Annotated in this window: 12 protein-coding genes, 2 tRNA genes and 1 pseudogene; 11 read left to right on the forward strand and 4 right to left on the reverse strand. The window is 59.4% G+C overall.

The window, feature by feature from the left end; translation table 11 throughout:
* The first annotated feature begins 5 nt into the window (after window positions 1-5).
* The 3 genes and pseudogenes from traD (at window position 6) to VOM14_RS13685 (ending at window position 3,370) form a co-directional block, all read left to right on the forward strand.
* The gene (traD, locus tag VOM14_RS13675; RefSeq protein ID WP_327629254.1) at window positions 6-2,153 is read left to right on the forward strand and encodes a type IV conjugative transfer system coupling protein TraD; all 2,148 of its coding nucleotides are present in this window, start codon (window positions 6-8) and stop codon (window positions 2,151-2,153) included.
* 16 nt (window positions 2,154-2,169) lie between these two features.
* Entirely contained in the window at window positions 2,170-2,868 is a 699-nt protein-coding gene (locus tag VOM14_RS13680) for a DUF4400 domain-containing protein (protein WP_327629255.1), read from the forward strand.
* A gap of 54 nt (window positions 2,869-2,922) precedes the next feature.
* Window positions 2,923-3,370 (forward strand): annotated as a pseudogene (locus VOM14_RS13685) (SET domain-containing protein).
* 17 nt (window positions 3,371-3,387) lie between these two features.
* Here VOM14_RS13685 and VOM14_RS13690 read toward each other — a convergent pair.
* A complete protein-coding gene (locus VOM14_RS13690; protein WP_327629256.1) occupies window positions 3,388-3,600 on the reverse strand; it encodes a helix-turn-helix transcriptional regulator in 213 nt (70 codons plus the stop codon).
* Window positions 3,601-3,987: 387 nt separating this feature from the next.
* Here VOM14_RS13690 and VOM14_RS13695 point away from each other — a divergent pair, with 387 nt between their 5' ends.
* The 8 genes from VOM14_RS13695 to VOM14_RS13730 all read left to right on the forward strand — a co-directional run bounded on the left by VOM14_RS13695 (window position 3,988) and on the right by VOM14_RS13730 (window position 20,735).
* Window positions 3,988-4,368 carry a hypothetical protein gene (locus VOM14_RS13695; protein ID WP_327629257.1) on the forward strand — a complete coding sequence of 127 codons (381 nt, stop codon included), beginning with the start codon at window positions 3,988-3,990 and terminating at the stop codon, window positions 4,366-4,368.
* Between the two features lie 283 nt (window positions 4,369-4,651).
* On the forward strand, window positions 4,652-4,852 hold the full coding sequence (locus tag VOM14_RS13700) for a DUF2274 domain-containing protein (protein ID WP_327629520.1): 201 nt from the start codon (window positions 4,652-4,654) through the stop codon (window positions 4,850-4,852).
* A gap of 213 nt (window positions 4,853-5,065) precedes the next feature.
* Window positions 5,066-6,223 (forward strand): AAA family ATPase, encoded by a 1,158-nt coding sequence (locus VOM14_RS13705; protein WP_327629258.1) that lies wholly within the window; start codon window positions 5,066-5,068, stop codon window positions 6,221-6,223.
* Window positions 6,220-8,442, forward strand: coding sequence for a S8 family peptidase (locus VOM14_RS13710; protein WP_327629259.1), 2,223 nt, complete (start codon window positions 6,220-6,222; stop codon window positions 8,440-8,442). The genes VOM14_RS13705 and VOM14_RS13710 overlap by 4 nt, the downstream gene beginning before the upstream one ends.
* A gap of 75 nt (window positions 8,443-8,517) precedes the next feature.
* Window positions 8,518-10,317 (forward strand): ATP-dependent nuclease, encoded by a 1,800-nt coding sequence (locus VOM14_RS13715; RefSeq protein ID WP_327629260.1) that lies wholly within the window; start codon window positions 8,518-8,520, stop codon window positions 10,315-10,317.
* Window positions 10,310-12,097, forward strand: a complete 1,788-nt coding sequence (locus tag VOM14_RS13720) for an ATP-dependent helicase (RefSeq protein WP_327629261.1) — start codon at window positions 10,310-10,312, stop codon at window positions 12,095-12,097. Before VOM14_RS13715 ends, VOM14_RS13720 begins: the two co-directional genes overlap by 8 nt.
* 128 nt (window positions 12,098-12,225) lie before the next feature.
* Window positions 12,226-17,424, forward strand: coding sequence for an ATP-binding protein (locus VOM14_RS13725; protein WP_327629262.1), 5,199 nt, complete (start codon window positions 12,226-12,228; stop codon window positions 17,422-17,424).
* A gap of 188 nt (window positions 17,425-17,612) precedes the next feature.
* Window positions 17,613-20,735: a hypothetical protein gene (locus VOM14_RS13730; RefSeq protein ID WP_327629263.1), complete on the forward strand. Its 3,123-nt coding sequence runs from the start codon at window positions 17,613-17,615 to the stop codon at window positions 20,733-20,735.
* Window positions 20,736-21,054: 319 nt separating this feature from the next.
* Here the strand turns inward: VOM14_RS13730 and VOM14_RS13735 are convergent, their stop codons facing one another.
* The 3 genes from VOM14_RS13735 to VOM14_RS13745 all read right to left on the reverse strand — a co-directional run bounded on the left by VOM14_RS13735 (window position 21,055) and on the right by VOM14_RS13745 (window position 22,927).
* A complete protein-coding gene (locus VOM14_RS13735) occupies window positions 21,055-22,338 on the reverse strand; it encodes a tyrosine-type recombinase/integrase (protein ID WP_327629264.1) in 1,284 nt (427 codons plus the stop codon).
* Window positions 22,339-22,502: 164 nt separating this feature from the next.
* A tRNA-Leu gene (locus tag VOM14_RS13740) sits at window positions 22,503-22,589 on the reverse strand.
* Window positions 22,590-22,840: 251 nt separating this feature from the next.
* Window positions 22,841-22,927, reverse strand: a tRNA-Leu gene (locus VOM14_RS13745).
* Window positions 22,928-23,181 lie beyond the last annotated feature (254 nt).

The following is a 23,181-nucleotide window of genomic DNA, read 5'->3' on the forward strand; positions in this document are numbered from 1 at the left end:
CGGCGATGGCATATCCAGTCGAGAATCTCTATCGCAAGCCGGTCGAACTGCTGTCCTCCGTTGCTGCGCTTGCTGCGACCGGCATCCTCTGGTCTCATCCGGCGCTGTTCCTTGCGACGCCGGCCACCGGGAGCGTGACCACTCTCGCGCTGATGGCACTTGCATTTTCGCGAGGGCGACAGGCGTGGCGGCTGATCCGTTTCCAACGCAACCTGCGGCGCCTCCCCCAGTACGTGATCCCTGCGGCCAGTATTCCATGCTCGGGCAAGGAGGTATTCCTCGGGCGGGGTTTTCGATGGAGCGCCATTCACACGCAGCGGATATTTCAGGCGCGTCTTCCCGAAAATCGGCGGCTGCTCGCCCGTAATCGGCTCTACGACGAAGCTCGTGATTACGAACGCCGCCATCCGGACAGCCGGCTCGCGCGTACGACGCGCCGGGAGGCGTGGTGGAATCCCGTCGCCCCGTTGCCGCCGGTTGGGGGTGATCCAGCGCTACATGGTGTCGAGCCGGAAGAGCGCGATATCTGGTTCGATCTCGGCGAGCGCGTCGGACATATGGCTGTGCTCGGCACGACGCGCGTTGGCAAGACCCGGCTCTGTGAGGTACTGGTTGCTCAGGACATTCGCCGCGGCGACATTGTGATCGTGTTTGATCCGAAGGGCGACGTCGACCTGCTGCTGCGAATGTATGCCGAGGCAAAGCGCTGCGGGCGGGAAGCGGAATTTACGTTCTTTCACTTGGGCTATCCCGACAAGTCGGCCCGCTACAGTCCAATCGGCACGTATTCGCGGATTACCGAGGTGGCGACGCGCATCGCGGGCAATCTGCCGAAGGAGGGCCAGTCGGCCGCGTTTCGCGACTTCGTTTGGCGTTTCGTGAACGTGATGGCGCGGGCCATGAGTGCGCTGGGCATCCGTCCGACGTACGAGATGATTTACCAGAACGCCGTGAACATCGACGGGCTGGCCTTACGGTACTTCCGTTTCTGGCTCGATCGCGATCACTCTGGTTGGGAAGGGGGTCTGGAGCCGCTCGACAAGGAGGAGGCGAGGCAGGCGATGCGTCTGCAGCGCAACCAGGAAGTACTGCAGGTCGCGAACTTAATCAGGCAGCAAGGCTGGACCGATCCGATCGCCAATGGCCTGCTTTCGGTCATTAGCAACGAGCGCTCGTACTTCGACAAGCTAGTCTCGTCGCTCTATCCGCTCCTGGAAAAGCTCACCACAGGCCGGACATCGGAACTACTATCGCCCGACTATGACGACCCTCATGATCCGCGTCCTGTGTTCGACTGGAACCGAGTGATGGACCGAGGCGGGATTGTCTATGTCGGCCTCGATGCTTTGTCGGACTTCGAGGTGGCTGGTGTGGTCGGCAACGCAATGTTCGCCGATCTGACGTCGACTGCAGGCCGCATTTACAAGTATGGGCACGGTTATGGGCAGAGCACTGGCGGCGGCCGACGCCGCGTCTCGATCCATGCCGACGAGTTCAACGAGCTGGTGGGCGACGAGTTTGTGCCGATGGTCAACAAGGCGGGCGGCGCGGGTTATCAGGTAACCGCCTATACGCAAACAAGTGCCGATCTCGAGGCGAGGATCGGCTCACGCGCGAAGGCCGAGCAGATTTTCGGGAACTTCAACACACTCGTGATGCTGCGCGTGAAGTACGTCACCACCGCGAAGATCCTGACCGACCAGCTTCCGATGGTCGACGTGAAGTCGTTGACACTTGCCTCATCGGCGACCGACGCCGTGCGGCGCGGGGAGGGTGTGCATTTTACGGCGCAGACGCACGATCAAATCTCAGTACGACAGGTGCCGATGCTGGATGCCTCCGACCTGACGCAGTTGCCCAAGGGCCAGGCGTTCGCGCTCATTGAGGGCGGGCAACTCGTGAAAGTCCGGCTGCCGCTGCTCGACGCGCATGATCCGATCATGCTGCCGGAGCTTGGCGATGTGGTGGCGGACATGCGGTCCCGCTATGAGTCCTACGTCCACGCCGTTTCTCCATTCGACGATGCGGGCGGCGTTGCACCGGACGCCATCGGCGGAGCGGTGGGCAGCTTCATGCCGGCAGAGAGGGGTGCCAACGATGCGGTGTCGGTGTCCGGATCGTGGGCTGTTGAAGGCAAGGGCGCCGGGTTCTAGCGATACAGGAACGACCATGGCCGCGAAGAAACGCGATGGCAATGCGGACGGAGTGAAGTCATTTTTCTGGGTCATCGATCTTGCGATCCACGCGTCGCTCTGGCTGCTACTCGCGAGCATGCTCGCGGTGGTGGCCGATCTAGCTGCGGCCCACTTGTTGTGGCGCGACGATCCGGTGAGCGGGATGCGGGAGCTTCTGCGCTATTACCTCAATGAGACAACCGATCCAGGACTGGCAGCGCGGGCGGCGGACTCCGTGTACTGGTGCTGGTTCGGCTGGACCGGCATTGATGCGTCCGCGCGGGCATGGGAGGCAGGTGTCCTGCCATCACAAGGTCTGGGTTCGTTTCTGCGGCCGGCATTTTCCGGCGCAACGCGCGAGGCGCTTGTTGTCGCCATGTACGGCAGTAAGCTCTTCGGGGTTCGCATCACAATGCTCCTGATGACGGCCCCGCAGCTCGTGCTCGCGATTGCTGTTGCCCTTGCTGACGGTCTGGTCGCGCGGCACGTGAGACGTGCGCAGGGCGGACATGAGTCGGCGACGCGTTATCACTACGCGAAGCACTTGTTGACGTTCGGCGTCGTCCCGTTGACCGCGATCGTCTGGCTCGTGGCGCCGGTACCTCTACCGATCTTCCTTCTGTTCTGGCCGGTATCGATGATTATCGTGGTCGGAATATGGAACATGGCCAAGTACTTCAAGAAGTACACCTAGATCACAAATTGCCAGCCTATACTTCGACCACGTAGAAAGGACGGCAGGTGGGTCATGCAGCGACGTGTGGTAGTCAGGCGTTCGTCCGTGCACGGGCGGGGGGGTATTCGCATTGCGGAGCTTGGAAGCGGGCGAGAGGATATTCGAATACAAGGGCGAGCGGATCGCCTGGAGAACGGCCATCAGGCAGTACGGGAAACGAGGCGCATCTGGCCACACGTATCTCTTTGGTTTATCCGACGGACGTGTCATCGACGGCGGGCGCGGGGGAAACAGCGCGCGTTGGCTGAATCACTCATGTGGTGCCAACTGCGAGGCGATCGAGATTGAGGACCGCGTGTTCATCTACGCCTCGAGTGCAATTGCGCCCGGCGAAGAGCTTTTCCTCGACTACAGGCTTGAGGTTGACGAAGCGCCGGACGAAGGGACGAGACTGTGCTATGCCTGCCGATGCGGTTCGGCAGGATGCCGGGGAACAATGCTGGCAATTGAATCATGGTGATGTCACCGACGGGCAAATCAACGGCGCTGCGACAGCGCTGGCGCCGATCGCTCTCGGGCCGAAGTGCGGTTAGCAAGCCAAGATTCCAGTTCTGACTCGCGCCATCCGGTTGCGCGTTCCCCGATGCGGATGGGGCGCGGGAATTCGCCGCGGCTGATCATGGCATAGATGGTGGCACGGCATAGGCCGATCTTTTTTACGACATCCTTCATGCGCATTACCTGGTCCATTTTGCACGGCTCCGTATTGCACTTGCTATGTGCAATTATCCACGGAGTTCGACTGCCCGCAATGGACGACCGCGGGTGACACCGTGACACGACGGACGGCACCGCGACATCAATGCAGCTTTGCTGGTCGAGAGAGATACAATCTTGTTACACTTCATTGCATATTCATCGATGATGACCGCCGCGCCCTCGCGAACGGTCGGCGAACGCTAAATTCAGTTTCCCATATCGCACTCGTTTCCCAATAAGCGGGTGGGAGTATCAACGGCGATCAGGTTACGGTGAAAGCCCGATATCGCAGAGTTTGGCAAAGAACACGACGATCCGCTCGCGCCATGATGGTCGTGATCATCTCTGCGGATCTAAGGACCGCGCTTTTGAAAGGCAATGAAAGTGAATTTCGAACAGCTGGTATGGACACACAGCATCCCTGCTGATCCCATCGTTTGGGTGTCCGTCAATGCGATCGATGTGTCGTGGCAGCACGATAAGGGTCTCTATGTTGGGCCCGGTGGCAAGGGCGGCCAGGATGATCGCTATGCATTCTTCGGAAAGTGGCTCGCGGCAAATCTGCATCGCCCCATTCAGGTACCGGAGATCGGCTTGAGCCGCGGCGAAGTGGCTTTTTCAAACGGTCGGCACCGATTCGCTTGGTTTCGTGATCATGGACTCCTCGACATGCCAGTGGCAGTTGACCCTGCAATCGTCGAGTCCTTTCGAGCGCGCTTCGCAACGCCGCGGCGAGTTGCCAGATTCACTGAACTCTGAACCGCTCTTGTCGGTAAAACGGCGCCTTCCTCGCACGTTACTCAGACAACTTTGAACCCACGGTTCGCTTAACTTTGAACTGGCGGCAGTTTCGTTCATTTGACTTTGAACTTCCCGGCCGCGTCCCATCCGTCTCGGCCGAGTCTAGGTCGATTCGATGCGCGAGCACACATCGGGCGTTGGGGCCGGACAGAAGAAAAAGTCGATTGACGCCTATGCGGCAGACCGGGCGAAGCTCGTATCGGCGCGCAGTGAACGACGTGCGCAACGGCATACCCAATCCATCAAACTGAGTTTTACGTGCTCGGCGAGCCTAAAGGCTGACCTCGGTCACTGTGCAGCGCTGCACGCTCAGACCTATGGTGAAGCGGTAGATGCCACGACGTTGATCCCGCACATGCTGGAGGCGTTTATGGCAGGGGATCGCAGATTTCGGCGGACGAGCAAGCCGCAGGCGGTGAAGCCTCGCGGCGCAGACAATTAAGCGATCTTCCGCACAATCCGACTTGTCGTTGGTACTGGGGCTTGGCGGCACCTGCCTTTTCGCGCATTTCCAGCCTGTGCTCGGTGGGATGTGGGTTCGGGCGGTGTGTTAACTAGTGATCGCCTTCACAGGCGTCCAAGAAGTGTGAGACAATACATTTAGTCCGGTTTTGTGTCAAAAAAAACCGTTATAAATCAATGTATTGGTGCATAAATGGGCGAATTGAGTGGATTGAGGGCTGATTTAGCCCAGATTGTTCGCCTAGCCTTGGCCGAGCAGACGGAGGATGTGCGTCTGTTCGCTGCGCGGCTGGTCAGAAAATACCGGGGGACCGAGCCGGAGTTGGCCGAGCAGGTGGACTTGTTCCTCCGCGCCAAGCCGCACCGGGCTGGGGCGCCCCTGCGCAAAGCGGCTGCGCCACCACTACCTGAGCAGGTGCTGCCGGTGGACGATGAGTCGCGGTTGTCGCTCTTGAAGGTGTTTAAGGACTCGTCAGACCGGGAGGCGCCACTGTTGTCGCCTGAGTTGGAGGAGACGCTTGGGCAACTGATCTTGGAGCGCAAGCAGGCAGCACGCCTTACCGCGCTGGGCCTTACCCCGACACGCTCCGCGATCTTTGTCGGCCAGCCTGGGGTGGGCAAGACACTGACGGCGCGTTGGTTGGCTGCCCAACTGGGCATGCCGCTGTATGTGCTCGATCTCACGGCCGTCATGAGTAGCTTGTTGGGTCGCAGTGGTAGCAATCTGCGTGCAGCGCTCGATTTCTCCAAGCGCGGACCTTGTGTCCTTCTGCTGGACGAGATCGATGCAATCGCCAAACGTCGCAGCGACGACGCTGACGTGGGCGAACTCAAAAGGCTGGTGACCGTGATCTTGCAGGAGGTCGATGAGTGGCCCGCCACAGGTTTGCTGCTGGCCGCCACCAATCACCCTGAGTTGATTGATCCGGCGCTGTGGCGACGATTCGACTTGGTCGTGGACTTCAAGGTGCCGGAGCCGGCGATAGTCAAGGAAGCCGTTAAACGGTTTCTCGGGCCGGACTTCGCGCTGTTCGCTCGCTGGATCGAGATTCTGGTCTTTGCGTTTCGTGGCCAGTCCTTCAGCGATATCGAGCGCGAGATACAGCGCTTTCGGCGCGCTGTGGCGCTGGGGACGACGTCGGATGTCGATCTGGTCGAAGAGTTCATCAAGGCGCGCGTCTTGTCGCTGGATCGACAAGGTCGTATCGACATGGCGGTGTTGCTGGCAAAGCAAACGCGCCTGTCCCAGCACAGCATCTCGGACCTCACTGGGGTGAGTCGGGACACCATTCGCAAGTACAACACCGACGGGGCGGCCGTCGTTCCCAGAAAGCGGAGACGTGAGGCATGAGTCAGACCAATTTTCTGATCGGGCGGGGAGAGCTTCTGACCCACGAAATCAAGGGTCCCAAGCGTGGCATGGACAAGGCCGAGGTGTACACGTTGCAGCAGGCGAGGACGCGGTTGACGCCGCAGTTCGCCGACGTCTCTGCGAGCCTCGATAACTTGCCTGCCAAGGCTTGCCCGGGGGACTTGGGTGTGGCGCGCCTTACACTCAATCCTAGCTACATTGCACGGTCATTCTTCCCGGTGGCTTTGTTGCGCAGCGCGGGCCTCGAATCGGTCGGCAGCCGGGCGGTCAAGCTCACGCCGGAAGCATGGTCCAAGAAGGGGCCGCCGCGTGAATCGACCACCACAGAGTTGTTCGTGGTCGGCCAGCGCCAGGCATTCCGTCATTTGAAGGATTGGGCCGGGCAACTGGAAGAAGGGTCCAACGAAGCGAAAGACCTCTCGCATATCGAGAGGTTTTCTGCGCTCGAGCCGAAGGATCGCATCGTTTCTCTTGGTGAGAAAAAGGATCGGTTCTTCGAGGTTGGCCTCCATTTGCTTCCCGGCGACAATGACCAGTTCGTCCAACGCGCCTTTTCAAAGTATGCGGCGGAGGTCGGCGTGACGATCCATGCCGAACTGGCGTTCAGCGCGGGCAATCTGTGGTTCCTCCCCGTCGAGGGCAAGCACGACAGCGTCAAGCGCTTGGCCGAATTCTCGTTTGTGCGCGTTATTCGTCCAATGCCGAAGCTACGTGGCATGCGCCCCGTGCAGCGCTCCGCGGGTGTGTCCGTGGCGTGCAATTTGCCGACGGAACAGCCACTGTCGTCCGAGCCCAAGGTGGCCATTCTCGACGGCGGTCTGCCTGAGCAGCACAGCATTGCACCGTGGTTGGGTAGTTATCGCGTGCTGGATGAAAATGCAGTTGATGATCCGGGTGGCTTGGAGCACGGGCTTGGTGTGACTTCGGCATTTCTGTTCGGCCCCATTGCGCCGAACAGCACTGCGGCACGCCCATATTCCTACGTCGATCACCTGCGCGTACTCGATCGAGAAACCGAATCGGAAGATCCCTTGGAGCTATACCGCACGCTGGGGCTGGTGGAAGAAGTGTTGTTGTCGCGCCAGTACCAGTTTATCAATCTCAGCTTGGGACCGGATCTTCCTATCGAGGACGAGGACGTGCATGCCTGGACCTCAGTCATCGATGATCTGCTCAGCGATGGCGATACCTTGATGACCGTAGCCGTTGGCAACAACGGCGAAAGGGACCGGTCAGTGGGTAATGCCCGCGTACAGGTGCCAGCGGATTGCGTCAATGCGCTGGCGGTGGGCGCTGCCAATAACGTGGATAAGACGTGGGCACGTGCAACTTACAGCGCCATTGGGCCAGGCCGCAGCCCTGGCGTAGTAAAGCCGGATCTCATGGCTTTTGGCGGCGACGCGACCAATTCCAAATATTTCCATGTGCTTGCTGAAGGCACAAAGCCGACGTTGGCGCCGCAATTGGGCACGAGCTTCGCGTCACCGTATCTGTTGCGCAATGCCGTCGGTGTACGTGCGATCCTCGGCGCGGAATTGTCGCCGCTGGCTATCAAGGCCTTACTTGTGCACGCTGCGGACTCGTCCGCACACGACAAGCTGGAAGTGGGTTGGGGCAAGGTGCCGGAAGATTTGATGGATGTCATTACGTGCCCAACCGGCGTGGCGCGGGTGGTCTATCAGGGCGAGCTGAAGCCGGGGAAGTATTTGCGCGCGTCACTTCCTCTGCCTGCCGGTGGTTTGCAAGGCAACATTCGCTTGAAGGCGACCTTCTGCTATGCCTCGCCGACAGACCCACAGGATGCCGTTGCCTATACGCGGGCCGGCCTGGAAATCGTGTTCCGGCCCAGCGACAAGAAGGTCAAGGAAGGCAAGAACAACGCGGACACGAAGGGCTTCTTCGATATGAAGAAGTACGCTACGGAAGAGGAGCGTCGTTCAGACATGGGTAAGTGGGAGACGGTCCTGCACGGTAACAAGTCCATGCGTGGCAGTAGTCTGGATAACCCCGTGTTCGACATCCACTACAACGCACGTGAGGCCGGCGGGCCGACCACGAGTGCCGAGAAGATTCGCTACGCGCTAATTATCACAGTCGAGGCGCCCAAGCACGCAGACCTGTACAACGACATTTTGCGCGCTTACGCCAAGATGTTGGTGCCCATTCAGCCGAAGGTCACTCTGCCTATTCGTGTGTAGCGGCAAATGCGGGGGGAACATCTCATTGCCACGCCGTGCCGGCTTCGATAGACAAAATTCAAGAAGAGATGGGGCATGAAACTCACAAGAATTTACGTTAGCAATTTTCGCAACTTTCGCGAGGTGGACATCGTCGTAGATGGAAACATCGTCATAGTCGGCGAGAACCGCGTTGGCAAGAGCAATCTGCTTCATGCCTTGCGACTTGTTTTCGATCCGAGCTTGCCCGACAGCGGTCGACAGCTTGGGCAGGGCGATTTCTGGGATGGGTTGGGAGAGCCACTCGAAGATGAAGAAATCACTGTCTCCGTAGAATTGCAGGAGTTTGAGGACGACCTTGACCTTCTCGCCCAGCTCACGGACTTTCGACTTGACAACGATCCGCACACGGTGCGGCTTACCTACAAATTTCGACCGATTCCTGGGTTAGAGGGGGCGCCGGAATGCGACGACGACTACGAATTCATCTGCTTCGGCGGTGAGGTCGAAACGAAACGGTTTGGGCATGAAGTTCGCCGGCGCATTGCTATGGACCTCCTGCCGGCGCTGCGCGATGCTGAAGGCGATCTGGCGACATGGCGCCGTTCTCCCTTGCGGCCCTTGCTCGAACGGGCTTTTGCAGGTGTGTCTGGCGAAGACCTTGAAGGCGTTCGCGATGCCGTCCAGGCAGCGACGGGGCGACTGGCGGACTTCCCTTCGGTGCAGAACCTGGAGCAGGCCCTGCAGCAACTGTTTGCGTCGATGAGCGGTCCCAAGCAGGATATCGAACCCGGCCTGGGGTTCGGCACGACCGACGTGACACGCCTGTTCCGCAATCTTCGCCTACTGATCGATGGCGGCCTGCGCACGATTAGCGAGGCCAGTCTCGGCTCGGCCAATGTAGCCTTCCTGACCTTGAAGGCCCTGGAGCTTCGCCAGCTGATGAGCGAAAACCGGCGCGACCACACGTTGCTGGCGATCGAGGAGCCAGAGGCCCACTTGCACCCCCATCTGCAACGCTCTGTATATCGCCATCTATTCGAAGGTCTTGCGGGCGAGGAGGCGAACGAACCTCTCTCGCTACTCCTGACAACCCACTCCCCGCACATTGCGAGTGTCGCGCCTCTGCGCTCCCTGGTGCTTCTGCGCGACACGCCTAACGAGGGCACCGTTGCGGCCTCGGCCGCGTCGATCGACCTCACCGATGACGAGGAGGACGACTTGGCGCGGTACCTGGACGTGACGCGCGCCGAGATGCTGTTCGCTCGGGGGATCGTCCTGGTCGAAGGGGATGCAGAGAAATTCTTGCTGCCAGTGTTTGCCGCCTCGATGGGGCACGACCTCGATCATCTCGGCATCACGGTATGTTCGGTCGCGGGCACGAATTTCACGCCGTATGCGAAGTTCCTTGCGGCGCTGGGCATCCCGTTTTCGGTCGTGACAGATTGGGATCCGCAGGAAAACCGGAGACCTCTCGGTTACAACCGCTCGTGGCGGCTCGTGAAGACGGTTGAAGAGGCGCGAACAAGCGAGGACCAAGAGGAGCTCATCGGGGAACTCAAGAGGATCGAGAGTTACAACGATTTCTCTGACCGATGTGAGATGTATGGGGTCTTCACCAACGTCGATACATTGGAAGTCGATGTGTTTCGCGATGAGGATTTCACTGAGGCGATTATCGAAACACTCCGAGAGCAAAGTCTAAGCGAGGAGCGGCAGGCCTGGGTGAGCCAATGGGAAGATGACCCAGAGTCCTTGGAGCGGGAGAACTACCTCAAGCTGATCGAAGCTGTCGGAAAGGGGCGATTCGCGCAGCGCTTGGCCTCTCGCATAGAGGGTATCGCGCCGCCGCCCTACATTGCGCGCGCGATTACCTACGTGGTCGACCGTGTCTGACCGCGCGGCCTATCTGCGGGCGGCTGCGCAACTCCAGCGCAACCCGGGGCAATGGGCGGCATACGAGTCCCGTGGCCATTGCGTCGTGCTGGCGGGGCCCGGGAGCGGGAAAACCAAGACGCTCGTGACAAAGTTGGCGCGCATGCTCGCGGAGGACGTGCCGGAACCACGCGGCATCGCCTGCATCACATATAACAATGAATGCGCGCGCGAGCTAGAAGATCGGCTGGCTTCACTCGGGGTAGCGTCGGGTGGACGTGTGTTTGTCGGGACCGTGCATTCCTTCTCGCTTACGCAGATCCTCTTACCCTATGCCAAGGTTGCCCGATTGGGTCTGCCTGAGGGCTTCGGTGTGGCGACCCGCGCTGAGCGACAGGCGGCGCTGGCCGAAGCGGTGAACCTCACGATCGAAGCGCCCGGCAATCCTCAAGACTGGGAATTCCGGCTTGGCAACTATCGCCGATTAATCTTGAATCGCGACAGTCAAGAATGGCGTGATACCGATCCGGAGCTTGCGCGCCTTGTGGAGACCTACGAAGCACAGCTACGTCGCCGTGGCCTGATCGACTTCGATGACATGCCCTTGCTGGCGGTGCGAGCGCTGCGTGACAACCCGTGGTTGCAGCGGGCGCTGCTCGCCAAATATCCCGTGCTTGTCGTCGATGAGTACCAGGACCTTGGTGTAGCGCTGCATCGCATGGTGATGGGGTTGTGTTTTCGAGCGGGCATGCGGCTCTTTGCCGTGGGCGACGTTGATCAGTCGATCTATGGATTCACCGGCGCTCGCCCTGATTTGCTCCGCAGACTGTCAGAGCGCGACGACGTGGAGACTGTGCGCCTGCGGCTGAACTACCGCAGTGGAAACCGTATCGTAGTGGCGTCGCGCGTGGCCTTGGGTGAAGAGCGTGACTACGAGGCGGCTGATGCTGCGGCGCAGGGAACGGTTTACATTCACCCGACTGGCGGCACCTATGAACAGCAAGCGGCCCGCCTTGTCGGCGAGTTGCTGCCGCAGGCGCTGACGCGTCACCCGGAGCTCAGTTACCGCAATGTTGCAGTGCTTTATCCGGCCGCATGGATCGGCGATGCCATAGCCGGGGCGGCGCAAGCTGCCGGCATACCAATCGTGCGCACAGATGGCAACGCCCTGTATCCACGTTCCAGTCGCATCATGCAGTGGTTGGAATTATGCGGCCAATGGTGTTGTGGTGGATGGCGAACGGGGAGGCCGCGTTTTGCTCTCCTGGTGCAGGAGGGGCGGCGATTGTTCGCAGAGTCCATACATAGTGATGGACAGGCGATGGACTTTCATCGCCGATTGATTGCCGCGCTGTGGGATAGCCGGGATGCGAACCTGAACCTACATGGTTGGCTTGCAAGACTGTCGATGGACGTGATCGAGCCATTCGCCTCCGAATGCCCTGCGCTGAGGGATGAGATGGACACTCTGGCTGTCTTCGCTGCTCGGATTGCTCCGGTGGGAGATCGTGCGGATATGGTTCTGGGCGAGTTGGCTGGCGACGGCGAGCATTTGAATCGGCTAACACTGTCGACGCTGCACAGCGCAAAGGGCAGGGAGTTCGATGTGGTGTTTATGTTTGGTATGGACCGCGGGCGGCTACCACGCAACGGTGTTGGTCCGCAGCAGGTCGTCGAGGCGCGCCGACTGTTTTACGTAGGCTTTACTCGGGCCAAGTCTGAGGTTCATCTGGTGCACACCGCGGGGCGTTCATCGCCGTTTGTGGAAGAAATTGAAAATCACCTGGCCGAGGATGCTTGATGGCCCCGTATTTGACGCCGGCAGCCTTCCTGCAGGGGGTAAAGCTGCGGTTGAGCTGCTGTTCGTGAGGGGCCACTAGCGTATCGAGCGGAAGAACTGCGACTCCTAGCCGACATGGAAATATAACTATGGAAAAGACTCAATCCGAGGGTAATGTTGGCATCACTGATCAACAGGGAACGAGTACGGCTGCGAGTGGGCCTGCTGGAGCACACTTTGAAGGTCAGATTGCGGCGTTTTATCTGCTCGCAATGCTCTGTGGAGCACCGCCACGTGGTCTTCCCGGTACAACGATTGATCGAATTGCGCTTCAGCAAGCGAACACCGGGCGGCCGCTCGACGACGTGATCGTTCATGCAGTCGATGGTTTCGGAAGACCTGCGGTGCTGGAAATACAGGTCAAGCGGACGATCACGTTCACCCCTGCGGACTCAGTGTTCCGAAAGGTTGTTGGCCAGATTGCCGAGGCCGTGCGCCGCCCGGATTTTTGGTCAACCCAGTATGGCTTGGCAATCGCTACTGCCAGAGGGTCGCGCAAGATAGATGGTCCGTATCAGGACGTGCTCGCACTGGCACGACAAATCGGAGATGCGGAGACATTCGTCTCGCAGCTCAAGCTTCCTGGTGTCGCAAACGACGACATGAGGACTTTCGTCAAAACGTTCCAAGGTCACCTTAAGGAAGAGGGAGCACTTCACGATGACGAAACGACCTGGAATTTGCTACGCCGACTTCAGATTCTCACTTTCGACTTCACAGCACTTGGCTCCGCATCGGAGGACCTCGTTCGGGAGCGGGCACTCCGGACGTTGCATGCCGACGATGCTTCGCGAGTGGACGCGTTCTGGGGGAATCTTGTCGAGCTAGCCATCAGCGTAGCTAAGAACGGGGGGGATAGAAGTCGCACGACGCTTCTGGAGTCCCTGCATCCTCGCGGATTTCGTTTCGCCGCAGACCGGCGGCACATAAGCGCACGGGCGGCCCTTGCTGAACATGCCCGCCAAGCGCTCGCTGACATCGACAACCGTGTAGGCAAGGTCGTACTTAAGCGACATGAGCGCGTGGCAGCGGTGCACGAGGCCTTTGATGCCGGACATTATGTTGAACTTCGCGGCGACGCTGGCGTGGGCAAGTCTGGTGTGTTGCGTCAGGTGGCCGAGTCTTTGCAGACAGAGGGGCAGGTTCTCGTCCTGAGCCCTGGTCGTTGCGTTCCGCGCGGCTGGACAGCCATGCGTGCGCAGATCGGCTTTGATGGTACCGCCCATGAGCTTTTGGTCGAGCTTGCCAATAACGGCGGCGCCATCCTGTTTGTGGACAATCTTGACTCTTTCAGCGGCGAGGAACGTCTCACCGTCGTGGACATGCTCCGAGCCGCCGCGGATGTCCCTGGTGTATCGGTTCTCGCCACTGCTCGAACTGAGTTTGGTGTGGAAGAACCCAGCTGGTTGCCAGAGGACGCGCTCGATAAATTGAAGCGCGCGTCTCCGGTGATGATCGATGCGTTGAGTAAGGCAGAGATCGAACAACTCGCAAACAGCGATCCAGCGTTGAGCCCATTGCTTAGCGAAAGCCATCCCGCCCGACAAGTGACGAGGAATTTATTCCGGCTTGCTCGCGTCGCAAGCATGCCTGCGATCGACCCTTTGCCGCACACCGAAGCGGAGATGGCCAGCCAGTGGTGGTCCACGGCTGATGGCGAGCGTGACACCGGATGGCGGGATCGGGCTCGCTTATTGAGCGATCTGGCCCGGCAGACGCTCACGGGACCAGATGGTTTTGATGTCAGTACGCAGTCGGCACAGCCTATTGATGAATTGGTTCACAGCGGCACATTGCGCAGCCTGGGCCCGGACCGCGTCTCCTTCCGCCACGACGTGCTGCGCGAATGGGCTATTGCCTGCGCACTGCGTGCTGATGTCAGTCTCATCGACCGGCTGGACCTGAAGCGCCCTGCAGTTGCAACCTTCGCGCGCGGCATCGAGCTGGCTGCCAGGATGATGGCTGAGCGCGCAACAGATGGTTCGGAGTGGCATAGCTTTTTGGAGCGCTTGAGTGGTGACGGCGCGCACAAGTCCTGGAGGCGCGCGGCCACGCTTGCACTGGCCCGTTCTGAAGCGGCCGAGGCCGTCCTACCACGCGTCCAGCCGGTCTTGTTTGCCAATCAGGCGTTGCTGCTCCGCGAACTCCTTCGCACGGTCATGGCCGTCGAAGTTGTGCCGGCTTCGACGGCCTTCGCCGCTGCCGGCGTCGATCCCAATCTCGTGCCGGCGGGCATGACGATACCTAAGGGTCCCGCCTGGCTCGCTCTCGTACTGTGGCTCCTGAGCATCGGCGACGGCGTTCCGGCCGAAGCTATTCCAGAAGTGGTTGACTTGTATACCGGATTTTCGATTGGGACGCTCGGTCTCACGGCCATCACGCCGCTCACAACGCGACAGCTGTACCGATGGCTGAGATTGATCGAACCGAGGAACAGCCCGACCGGCCCGAATGAAGAGCCTCGATTCTGGGAGGGCCTCGAGCGCGACCAATTCCAGTCGGTCCGGCGGGATCTGCGCAGCGGATTCATCATGTTCGCTCGCACCACCCCCGATCTGGCCGGCGAATATCTTCGGGCCGTTGCGCAAGGCGAGCACAACGACGACTTGGTCCGAAGCATCCTGAAGTCGCGTGGGACATTGGCACAAGCGGCGCCCACTGAGCTGGCCAGGCTGACCGAGCAAGCATTGATTGAAAAACCGCGCCCCCGGCATCGTCGGTTCCATGACGAGCGTGAAGAGGCCTTCACATTCGTCGATCACGAGTTTCTTCCAGCCTCTCCGGCGCAAGGCCCATTCTTCGAATTACTGCTGCACTCGCCGGCGGACGGGCTCTCGCTGATTCACCGCTTGGTGGGCCATGCCATCGCCCACGGCACCCGTGGCCGTGATGCCGGCGACAACGCGATCACGCTGGCGTATGCGGGTGGCGCACGTGCCTTTCCTTGGACAGGCACCTATTTCTGGTCTAGGAACAGCAACTACTACGCCATAACGTCGGCGCTTATGGCCTTGGAAGCATGGGCCCATCAACGTATCGACGCCGGTGAACCCTTCGATGCCGTTCTGAAAGATGTGCTCGGGCCACCAGAATCATGCGCGGCCTATCTGCTTGTTGCGGTGGACCTGATCATCTCGCATTGGCCAAAGTCGGCCACGTCAGCTGCGGAGTTTCTTGGATGCCCCGAACTCCTATGCCTGGACCATACGCGACAGGTTCATGATCAGTTCGAGACCCCAGATTTCTTCGGGCTGAAAGCGCTACAGACCGAACCGCGTGGTACGGTCAGTGCCGCCGAGCTGAACAAACGGTTGTCCAGGCGCATGACGCTAGATGGGCTGATCGGCAACTACGCCTTGTCGACCGAGCCGGAGCAACTGCAAAAGCTAACGGAACTGCTACGTGATGCGGCTGATCGCTTGGGACCTGCCGGAGCTCAAACCAATCTCGGCAATCCCGAGTTCATGGTCCTGCATGCGCTGAACCTCGCCGATCCAGCAAACTGGTATGAGGTCGATGTGCAGCGTAAGGATGGTTCGACAGTGAAGGCGCGCCAGTACATATCTCCGGCTGCAGAACAGAATCACCTGCAAGCGCTACGGGACGCTGCGGCAGCCAAATCGTCCGACTTCGCGATGCAGAGCGCGATCACTCTTGGGATCGACAATCGTTCCCGCTTCTCGCCGGATCAACTTCAAGCCGCAGTAGCCTGGGCCAACGGTCCCGCTCCAGAACCTACGGCGTCGACGGACGATGATAGCAATGACGCGTCGCCAAATATGCGGCGGGAGGCCGTGCTTGCAGCCGCGATGATGGTAATGCGAGACGGGGATACCAGCTTGCGGGACACGCATGGCGATTGGGCGCGTGCCCGGTTGCAGGACGCGCTCGCGTCCGATGGCCACGACCCTGTACATCAAATTCGAGCTGGCCTTCGCTTTAACCCGATCGCAATCTCCTATACCGGACTGATCCATGCCCTAGCCCACTGGAACACTCAAGAAGATGTGAAGGCCTTGCTCGCGGTGGCGGCGGAAGGTCACCATGCGGCTGCTCACGGCTTCGGCGCTGCAATCGAAGCACTGTTGAGAGTCGATGAGCGCCTGCCTCGGGCACTTCTCCGCTGCGCGCTTCGTGCATGCATCGTTCCCATCCGCAAGTGGGATATTTCTGAGGAAGAGGAGGCGGCCCGTGGCGAGCGGCAGAAGGCGGCTGCAGCAACCGCCGTTGATGCGGAAATCGTCTGGCTGGAAGGGGCTGGCCCCGAGCCTGCTTGGCCCGTTTTTCCCAAGGAGCACATCCGTCCCAGACGACGTCTTCGATTGCCCGTGGCTCCTATGCAGTTTGAAGATCCGCTCGAAGCTGAAGAACTGCCGTCAGAAGAAGAGGTTTACCACCAAACGGCGGCGCTGTGGCTCCGCCAGGTGCAGAGGCTTGGCAACGCAGACAAGTTCCCATGGTTTCGCGATGTGGCTAATGCCTACATGTCGTGGACGATTGCCGCGAATGGTGGCGACCTCGTTGACGGGGAGGAAGCTGACGACACACCATCGGAGTGGAATAGCGTCTTCTTTTCGCTGACTGCTCGCTGCACGGTCGGTCTCAGCGCGACCGAGGTCGCATATCTTGTGACACCGATTTCAGCGCTACCGGAGCAGAACTTCTTCGATGTTCTCGTCGATCTGTTGCGGAGCTTTGACTCGGTCTACTTCGGCGGCGGCAATGTGGACGCTTCTGTTGCTGTTGCCGTTCGATCGAGGTTCGCTGACCGCATGATGGAAAGCTGGGGATGGAAGCGTCTGAAGGGCACGAAGGAAACGTCCATTGAGAGGCGCATCGCCCCGGCGATCGCCACGCTATTCTTTAACGACTACAACTTTGTCGCACCCACGAAGAGCTATCTCCTCGAAAAGGGCGTGGATCGGCTCGGGCCGTTTCTAACAGTTTTGACTCGGCTCACTCATTCGGGACCATCGCCCTTTGTCGCCCTCGTCCTGCTAAACCTTTTGGAAGTTGCGCCACGCGCGGAGCATCTCGGTCTGCTCGTCCAAGCGGGGAAAATCTGGCTCGCGACGTATCCTGACTTTCGGTCATTCTGGGTCGATCATGGGTTCGGTAAGCGATGGTGCGAGATCGTCGAAAGGATTCATATTCTGGACCCTGTGGCAATCGACGCCGACGCGGCAATTCGCGCGGATGTGGACAATACCGTGGCAGAGTTAGTTGGTCTTGGCGTTCCCGAGGCGAACCGACTTGAGGAATTACTCAACGGTCCGCGCGGCCGTTGAACTTCCGACTTTCTTGTAAGCAAGGCGGTGGACGCGCTCACGCCGATTCCGCGCATGTGAAAACGCTTGATGTCGACGCCGTGATCGACCGCAAGGTGAAAGCCGTGCAGACCAAGGACTTCATCTACGTGCATTCGATTTCCAGCGCTGAGAAGAAGGTGTAAGAGCATCAACAGAGTAACCGTGCAATGGACTTTATCGAAAAGCAGATTCCACCACCAAAGTCGTGGGAGAGGTTCGAAGATTTGACTCGCGCACTATTTGCCGCAGTTTGGAAGGCGCCTCTCGCTCAGAAAAACGGTCGATCTGGCCAACAGCAGCACGGTGTCGATGTCTATGGGACGCCCGAGGTCGCGCCAGGCAAGAATTTTGGCGTGCAGTGCAAAGGGAAGAACAATGGCTACGGAGCCAAAGCGACTATCGCGGAGTTCGATGCAGAACTCACCAAGGCGGAGAAATTCAAACCTACGCTTGGACATTGGACGTTTGCTACCACTGCTCCCAACGACGCAACACTTCAGGAATATGCTCGGCTCGTGTCCGAACGCCGAGAGAAGGAAGGTAAGTTTCCTGTCGTTGCCATCGGCTGGGACACGATTCAAGGGCTGCTGTCCAGTCATCAGGCAGTGGTGGAGGAAATCTATCCCGAGTATGCAGGTGATCTGCCCAAGATCATGGCAGCGCTACGTGCGCTACCAAGGGCTGACGAACTCGATCAGATTCGGCGGAGTCTTATTGCGTTCGCGACACGATCAGCAGCAGCTGAGACTGAAGTGTCTGCATGGTTTGAGGTTCAGTTCGGGGTGGCACGTGATCTCGGACCTGCGCTGATGGGGCGTTCGCTCGGGCCAGCAGATGTCGCGGCGTGTCCCACGCTTCCTGAGGTAGCTCTGCTGACTGCCGATCTGGAGAGGGCTGGCTCGGCTCGCCTCGCGGGCGTGCCTGGCGCCGGGAAGTCAATCTCAGTTCTTCAGGTGGCACGCCAAATGCACGATCGCGGCTGGCGGGTTCTACGGCTGGCTGATCCGATGGGAAGAGTTCCTCCCTTTGATGAGAGTTCAAATCCCACTCTCTATATCGTCGATGACGCGCATCTGACTCGCCCCGCGTTACTGCGTGAGTTGGAAGAGCGCGCGACCGCATCGCGCTGGGTGTTGAGCGCGTATACGATCTCCGACGACAGCGGGGGCTTTCCGGGCGCCATCCAGCTTGATGCTAAGCGCGCTGTCCGAGTCATTGCGGACGGCTTGCGGACTTCTCCCGAAGCGACGCTTGCTGCCGTTCGTCGCGCCGATGATCGGATCGGCGATCGTCCGGGAGACGAGCCGCTCGATCTGCGCCTCGAACACGCGGCGGAGCAGGCACTCTACCCATGGCAATTTTGTTTCATCCTGGGGGGAGGGTGGAGGCGGGCGAGCGCATTGGCAAGTTCCGCTCGTGCAGCTGGGGCGGACTTGGTGCTTGCCGCTGCGGCAATCCGTCAGTTGGCAGCCCGTGATGCACGCTGTTCGCGCGAGGCGTTGCTGGGATTAGTTGGAGACGCGTTGCCGATTGCCGAAAGCAATGCTGCGATCAACTGGTTGGTAGCGCAGCGACTTTTTCTGAGTGTTGATGATCTTCGATGTCCGCATCAGCGTCTCGCCAGTATTCTTCTTGCACGCATTCTCGAGGGGCAGTCGGCCGAAGAGCGTCAGATGGTTGCTTGTGTGCTCAAGACAGTGCTCGCTGACGGTGGGATGCCGTTAGGTGGCCTAGCTGTGTTGCTGGGCGAACTGTCGACGGCGGGCGGGTATGGGCAGTGGCGTTGGCTGGTCCAGCAGGCATGGCTGACGCCCGTCCTGGAGCGCTGTTGGTCCGTGGCACATCCACTAGATATTCGACATGCGTGTTGGGTACTCAGCAACCTGCATGGTTACCTGACGGAAGAAATGAGCCAGATTGCCAGCCGCAAGGAAACTCTTGCGGAATGGATAGAGGCGGCACCTGAAGGCGCATGCTATGCGATTGGCCGCGTCATCAATCATGTACTCAATGCCGAAGAGACGCTCGGCGAAAGCATCGTCGCGTTAGTTGATCCACGCGCCATGGCTCGGGCTATCAGTACCGCGACCCCATTGCACGCCGGCGAGATCGCCGATTTGCTTTCCAAGATCGGGGCTGGAAACGATGATGTGTGGAAGGCTTGTTATCTCGAACACGTCGACCGCGACGCGTGTCGCCGTCTGGTCTCAACCTGGCCGCAGGACGCCTACCTGTCGGTCGCGGCCGATTTCTGCGAACATTTTTGCTACTTCGAACCAGAGTTCGGATTCACGCTGATCGAAGCGCTGATCCCGGCCATCGCTGATCGGCTGCGAGCTGCCCCTCAAGATGCGTTCGACGAGCTACGGGATATCGTGTGGAACGCGTTGCGGCTCTACGACCCACTCCACATCTATGTAGGCAAATTGGCACCCTCTCGGCGCATGCGGCAGGTGGGGCGAAAGATCTGCGCCTGCTGGTCGCCGAAGGACCTCGCAACCGAACTGTCGTGCAGCACGCACCGAAACTTCCAAGCTGCCGCGGGACTCCTCAGCTTCATGCACAAGGCGTCGCCAAAGCAATTTGAGACGACCGTACTCGCCCTCGACTGGAATAAGATCGACCAGACAATCGGCCCAGATTGGGCAGACGGCATCGGCGATGCAAGAATGCTGCTCGGCGTCGCGTATACCGTACCTGCAGCGCGATTCGAAATCCAAGCGATGGTTGAACGCAATGAGTCGCGTATCGTCACTATGTCCACGCACCTTGCGGCGCTCGCTCCCGCGAGCGCGCTACGTCATATAGCGAGAGGAAGGCGCATCGCGCTCTGCCAGGGAGGGCACGTCGATTGGCAACTGGGAGCATTGGTCTTGGTGAGGGTGGTTCAGTCGGAGCCGACACTTGTTCCCGCTTTACTCGAACCACACTACGGTGGATTGGCGGACGCGCTTTCGCAGCATAGCCCGACTTTCTACAATGAAGGCCTATTGTTTCTACGCCTCCTCGTGCAGGTCGAGCCTGGTGGGTCAACTCGGGTACTGGATCAGATCGATATTGAGAAAGCCAAAATTGGCTGGCGCAACGCGATTCGCGGACGTGAGAACAATCGCGAGCCTGGCGCAAAGGCGCAAGCGCGGCAGGTTGCTTCTTTGCTGATCCAACTGGCACTTGAACGCAGTGACGCTGTCGGCGAGCTTGCGCGTCAACTACGGCGTGACTTTCGTAGTCAGTCCGTACCCTTAGCGAGGACTGTGGAGCCTATTGATTTAACTGAGCCGATAGCATGAGCACGCTGAGGATGACTGGAGGCAATGAAGACGCGCCATGATGCTGTGCATGCGACGCCCCCTTGATATCATGTCTACCGATTGACGATGGGCTCGCCGGAATCACCGCCCCGCAAATTGCTCCATCTCCGGCGTCAGAAAAAGGTTTGCGGCCATGACGGTAAAAGCGACGGTAGAGACTTTTTTCGATCACAGCCAAACTCTTTAACCATGCGAGTTCGGGCGGTCTATTGATGATCGAGTGGGATTCAAGCGTTGCGCAGCTAGCACAGCCGAGCCGACCAAATGGACCTTGTTCGAGCGCTGATGCTCGGTTTTATCAGGCTGCGATTTCGTCATTGCCGAGCGTTGGCTGTGCAGAGGTCGCTCGCATGGGCGTTGTGTTAACCCGTTGAGCAAATGATTGCTGGTGGGTGGGGTGCATGCCTGTTTTGAGCGCATCAAGGTAGTCGGCGTACCACTGAATCATCGCGCGACGTTGAACTAGATACTTGGCGTGGTTGTAGTCGCCGGCAGTGCCTTCCTCGAGATGGGCTAGCTGCGTTTCAACGTGATCCTTTGTCCAACCGTGCTCGCGAAGAAGGGTGCTCGCGGTATGGCGAGTGCCGTGACCGACCATGCGGCCCTTGTAGCCGATCTTCGAAAACACGAGGTTGATGGTGTTCTCGCTGATGACTTCGTGCTTCGTGCCGATACCGGGGAAAACGTACTGGTGACGGCCTGTCAGCTTTTTGAGATCCGTGAGCGCGTTGACGAGTTGCGACGGGAGCGGTGTGACATGGCTGCGTCGCATCTTCATCTTCTCGGCGGAGATCGTCCACAGAGCGCCACCGAGATCGACCTCATTCCATTCAGCATAGCGGACCATACCCGGCCTGCTCGCCGTCCAGATTGTCATCCAGGCAGCGACGTAGGCGATGAGGCGACTCGTTGATTTCTCGAGAGCACGCAGGAAATCGGGCAGCTCCGGTTCCAGGAGGTGGGGATAGGGTTTTGCTTTTCGAGCGGGTTTCGCAATGACCTTGAGCTCGGATGCCGGATTGAACTCGCACTGGCCGCGTGCGATGGCCTGACTGAAGATTTCACGTAACCAGCCGCGGGCCTTCTTCGATACATTGAGGGCGTCGCGCTTTTCGAAGCGCTCCTGGACGCGGGCGCAGTCTGCGCGTGTGATATTCACCAGCTTGATGGAACCGAGCTCGGCCAGAATGTCCTTGTCCAGGTATGTTCGGATCTTGTCGAGCGTCGAGGCGGATCGGCCTGCATCCTGTTTGCTCTTGTACCAGAGTTCGGCGGCCGCTCTGAACGTGCCATCGTCGCTGGTATCCGCCCGCTGCCGATCTATCCGCCGTTTCGCGCGCGGGTCGGCACCGTCGGCGACGAGCGTTCGGTATGCCGCTGCCTGCTGCCTCGCTTTCTGAAGCGTGACGTCGGGGTAGCGCCCCAACGAGATGCGCGGTTGCTTGCCGTGCAGGCGGTAACGGAAGTGCCAGAACTTGTTGCCCTCGGGCGTGACCCAGAGGACGAGACCGTCGCCATCGGCCACCCCGTAGGGCTTTGGCTGGGGACGGGCTGCTTCGACTTCGCGGACAGTGAGCGGCATGGTGAGTACATTGAGCGATCTCGAACTTTCAATGTACTCAAAAACGTACTCATCTGCACCTGGCTTGCCGTGTTCCGGCTTGGACGCCAATAAACAAAAAACCCCGCAAATTCAATGATTTACGGGGTCTTCTGGACTTCTCTGTACTACGCTATACAGCCTTGTGGTGCCCAGGAGAGGACTCGAACCTCCACGGTGTTGCCACCGCTAGGACCTGAACCTAGTGCGTCTACCAATTCCGCCACCTGGGCACGTCTTCAAGCTAGACCGCTATTGTAGCGAGCTGATGCAGCCTGTCAATCCCTGCTGCAATCAAACTTCGCGTTTCCGGCTGACGATAGAGTCGTGCGGCGAAAACCTTCACGACACCGTTCTGCTAACCCGCGCCCCGTGCCGACGAGCGGCGATTGGAGCGCATGGGCTTCACACTGAAACTACACAAAACAACCGTACACAAAAACTAAAGCCGCCCGATGAAACACGGCGGCTTTAGTTTTGAATCTGGTGCCCAAGAGAGGACTCGAACCTCCACAGTGTTGCCACCGCTAGGACCTGAACCTAGTGCGTCTACCAATTTCGCCACCTGGGCAGGTGATGAACAGCAAAGACCGCCATTATAGCGACAGAATCAGACCTGTCAAGCGCTTCTCAAAATTTGCTTAAACAACCCGCCGGCGAGCCGCCGCGGGCTTGCCGGCGGCCATCGACGGCCCGCGTGGCGCGCAAGACGGGTGTTAGAATGCCTCGCAGTAGTTCGTTGGCACGGTGCACAAGCCCGTCGGACTCAGCCTTGACCGAGCCGGACCCAAGAGTCTTTCAGTGCAGCAGCAGGCGCGATCCTGG

The sequence above is a fragment of the Paraburkholderia sp. MPAMCS5 genome (assembly GCF_036016995.1).
Classification (GTDB): domain Bacteria; phylum Pseudomonadota; class Gammaproteobacteria; order Burkholderiales; family Burkholderiaceae; genus Paraburkholderia.

Bases quoted from the DNA above. Each gene is read 5' to 3' on its own strand.
- VOM14_RS13710 (WP_327629259.1), top strand. From the start codon at position 6,220: ATGAGTCAGACCAATTTTCTGATCGGGCGGGGAGAGCTTCTGACCCAC.
- VOM14_RS13690 (WP_327629256.1), bottom strand. From the start codon at position 3,600: ATGGACCAGGTAATGCGCATGAAGGATGTCGTAAAAAAGATCGGCCTA.
- VOM14_RS13680 (WP_327629255.1), top strand. From the start codon at position 2,170: ATGGCCGCGAAGAAACGCGATGGCAATGCGGACGGAGTGAAGTCATTT.
- VOM14_RS13705 (WP_327629258.1), top strand. From the start codon at position 5,066: ATGGGCGAATTGAGTGGATTGAGGGCTGATTTAGCCCAGATTGTTCGC.
- traD (WP_327629254.1), top strand. From the start codon at position 6: ATGGCATATCCAGTCGAGAATCTCTATCGCAAGCCGGTCGAACTGCTG.
- VOM14_RS13715 (WP_327629260.1), top strand. From the start codon at position 8,518: ATGAAACTCACAAGAATTTACGTTAGCAATTTTCGCAACTTTCGCGAG.
- VOM14_RS13725 (WP_327629262.1), top strand. From the start codon at position 12,226: ATGGAAAAGACTCAATCCGAGGGTAATGTTGGCATCACTGATCAACAG.
- VOM14_RS13735 (WP_327629264.1), bottom strand. From the start codon at position 22,338: ATGCCGCTCACTGTCCGCGAAGTCGAAGCAGCCCGTCCCCAGCCAAAG.
- VOM14_RS13730 (WP_327629263.1), top strand. From the start codon at position 17,613: ATGGACTTTATCGAAAAGCAGATTCCACCACCAAAGTCGTGGGAGAGG.
- VOM14_RS13695 (WP_327629257.1), top strand. From the start codon at position 3,988: ATGAAAGTGAATTTCGAACAGCTGGTATGGACACACAGCATCCCTGCT.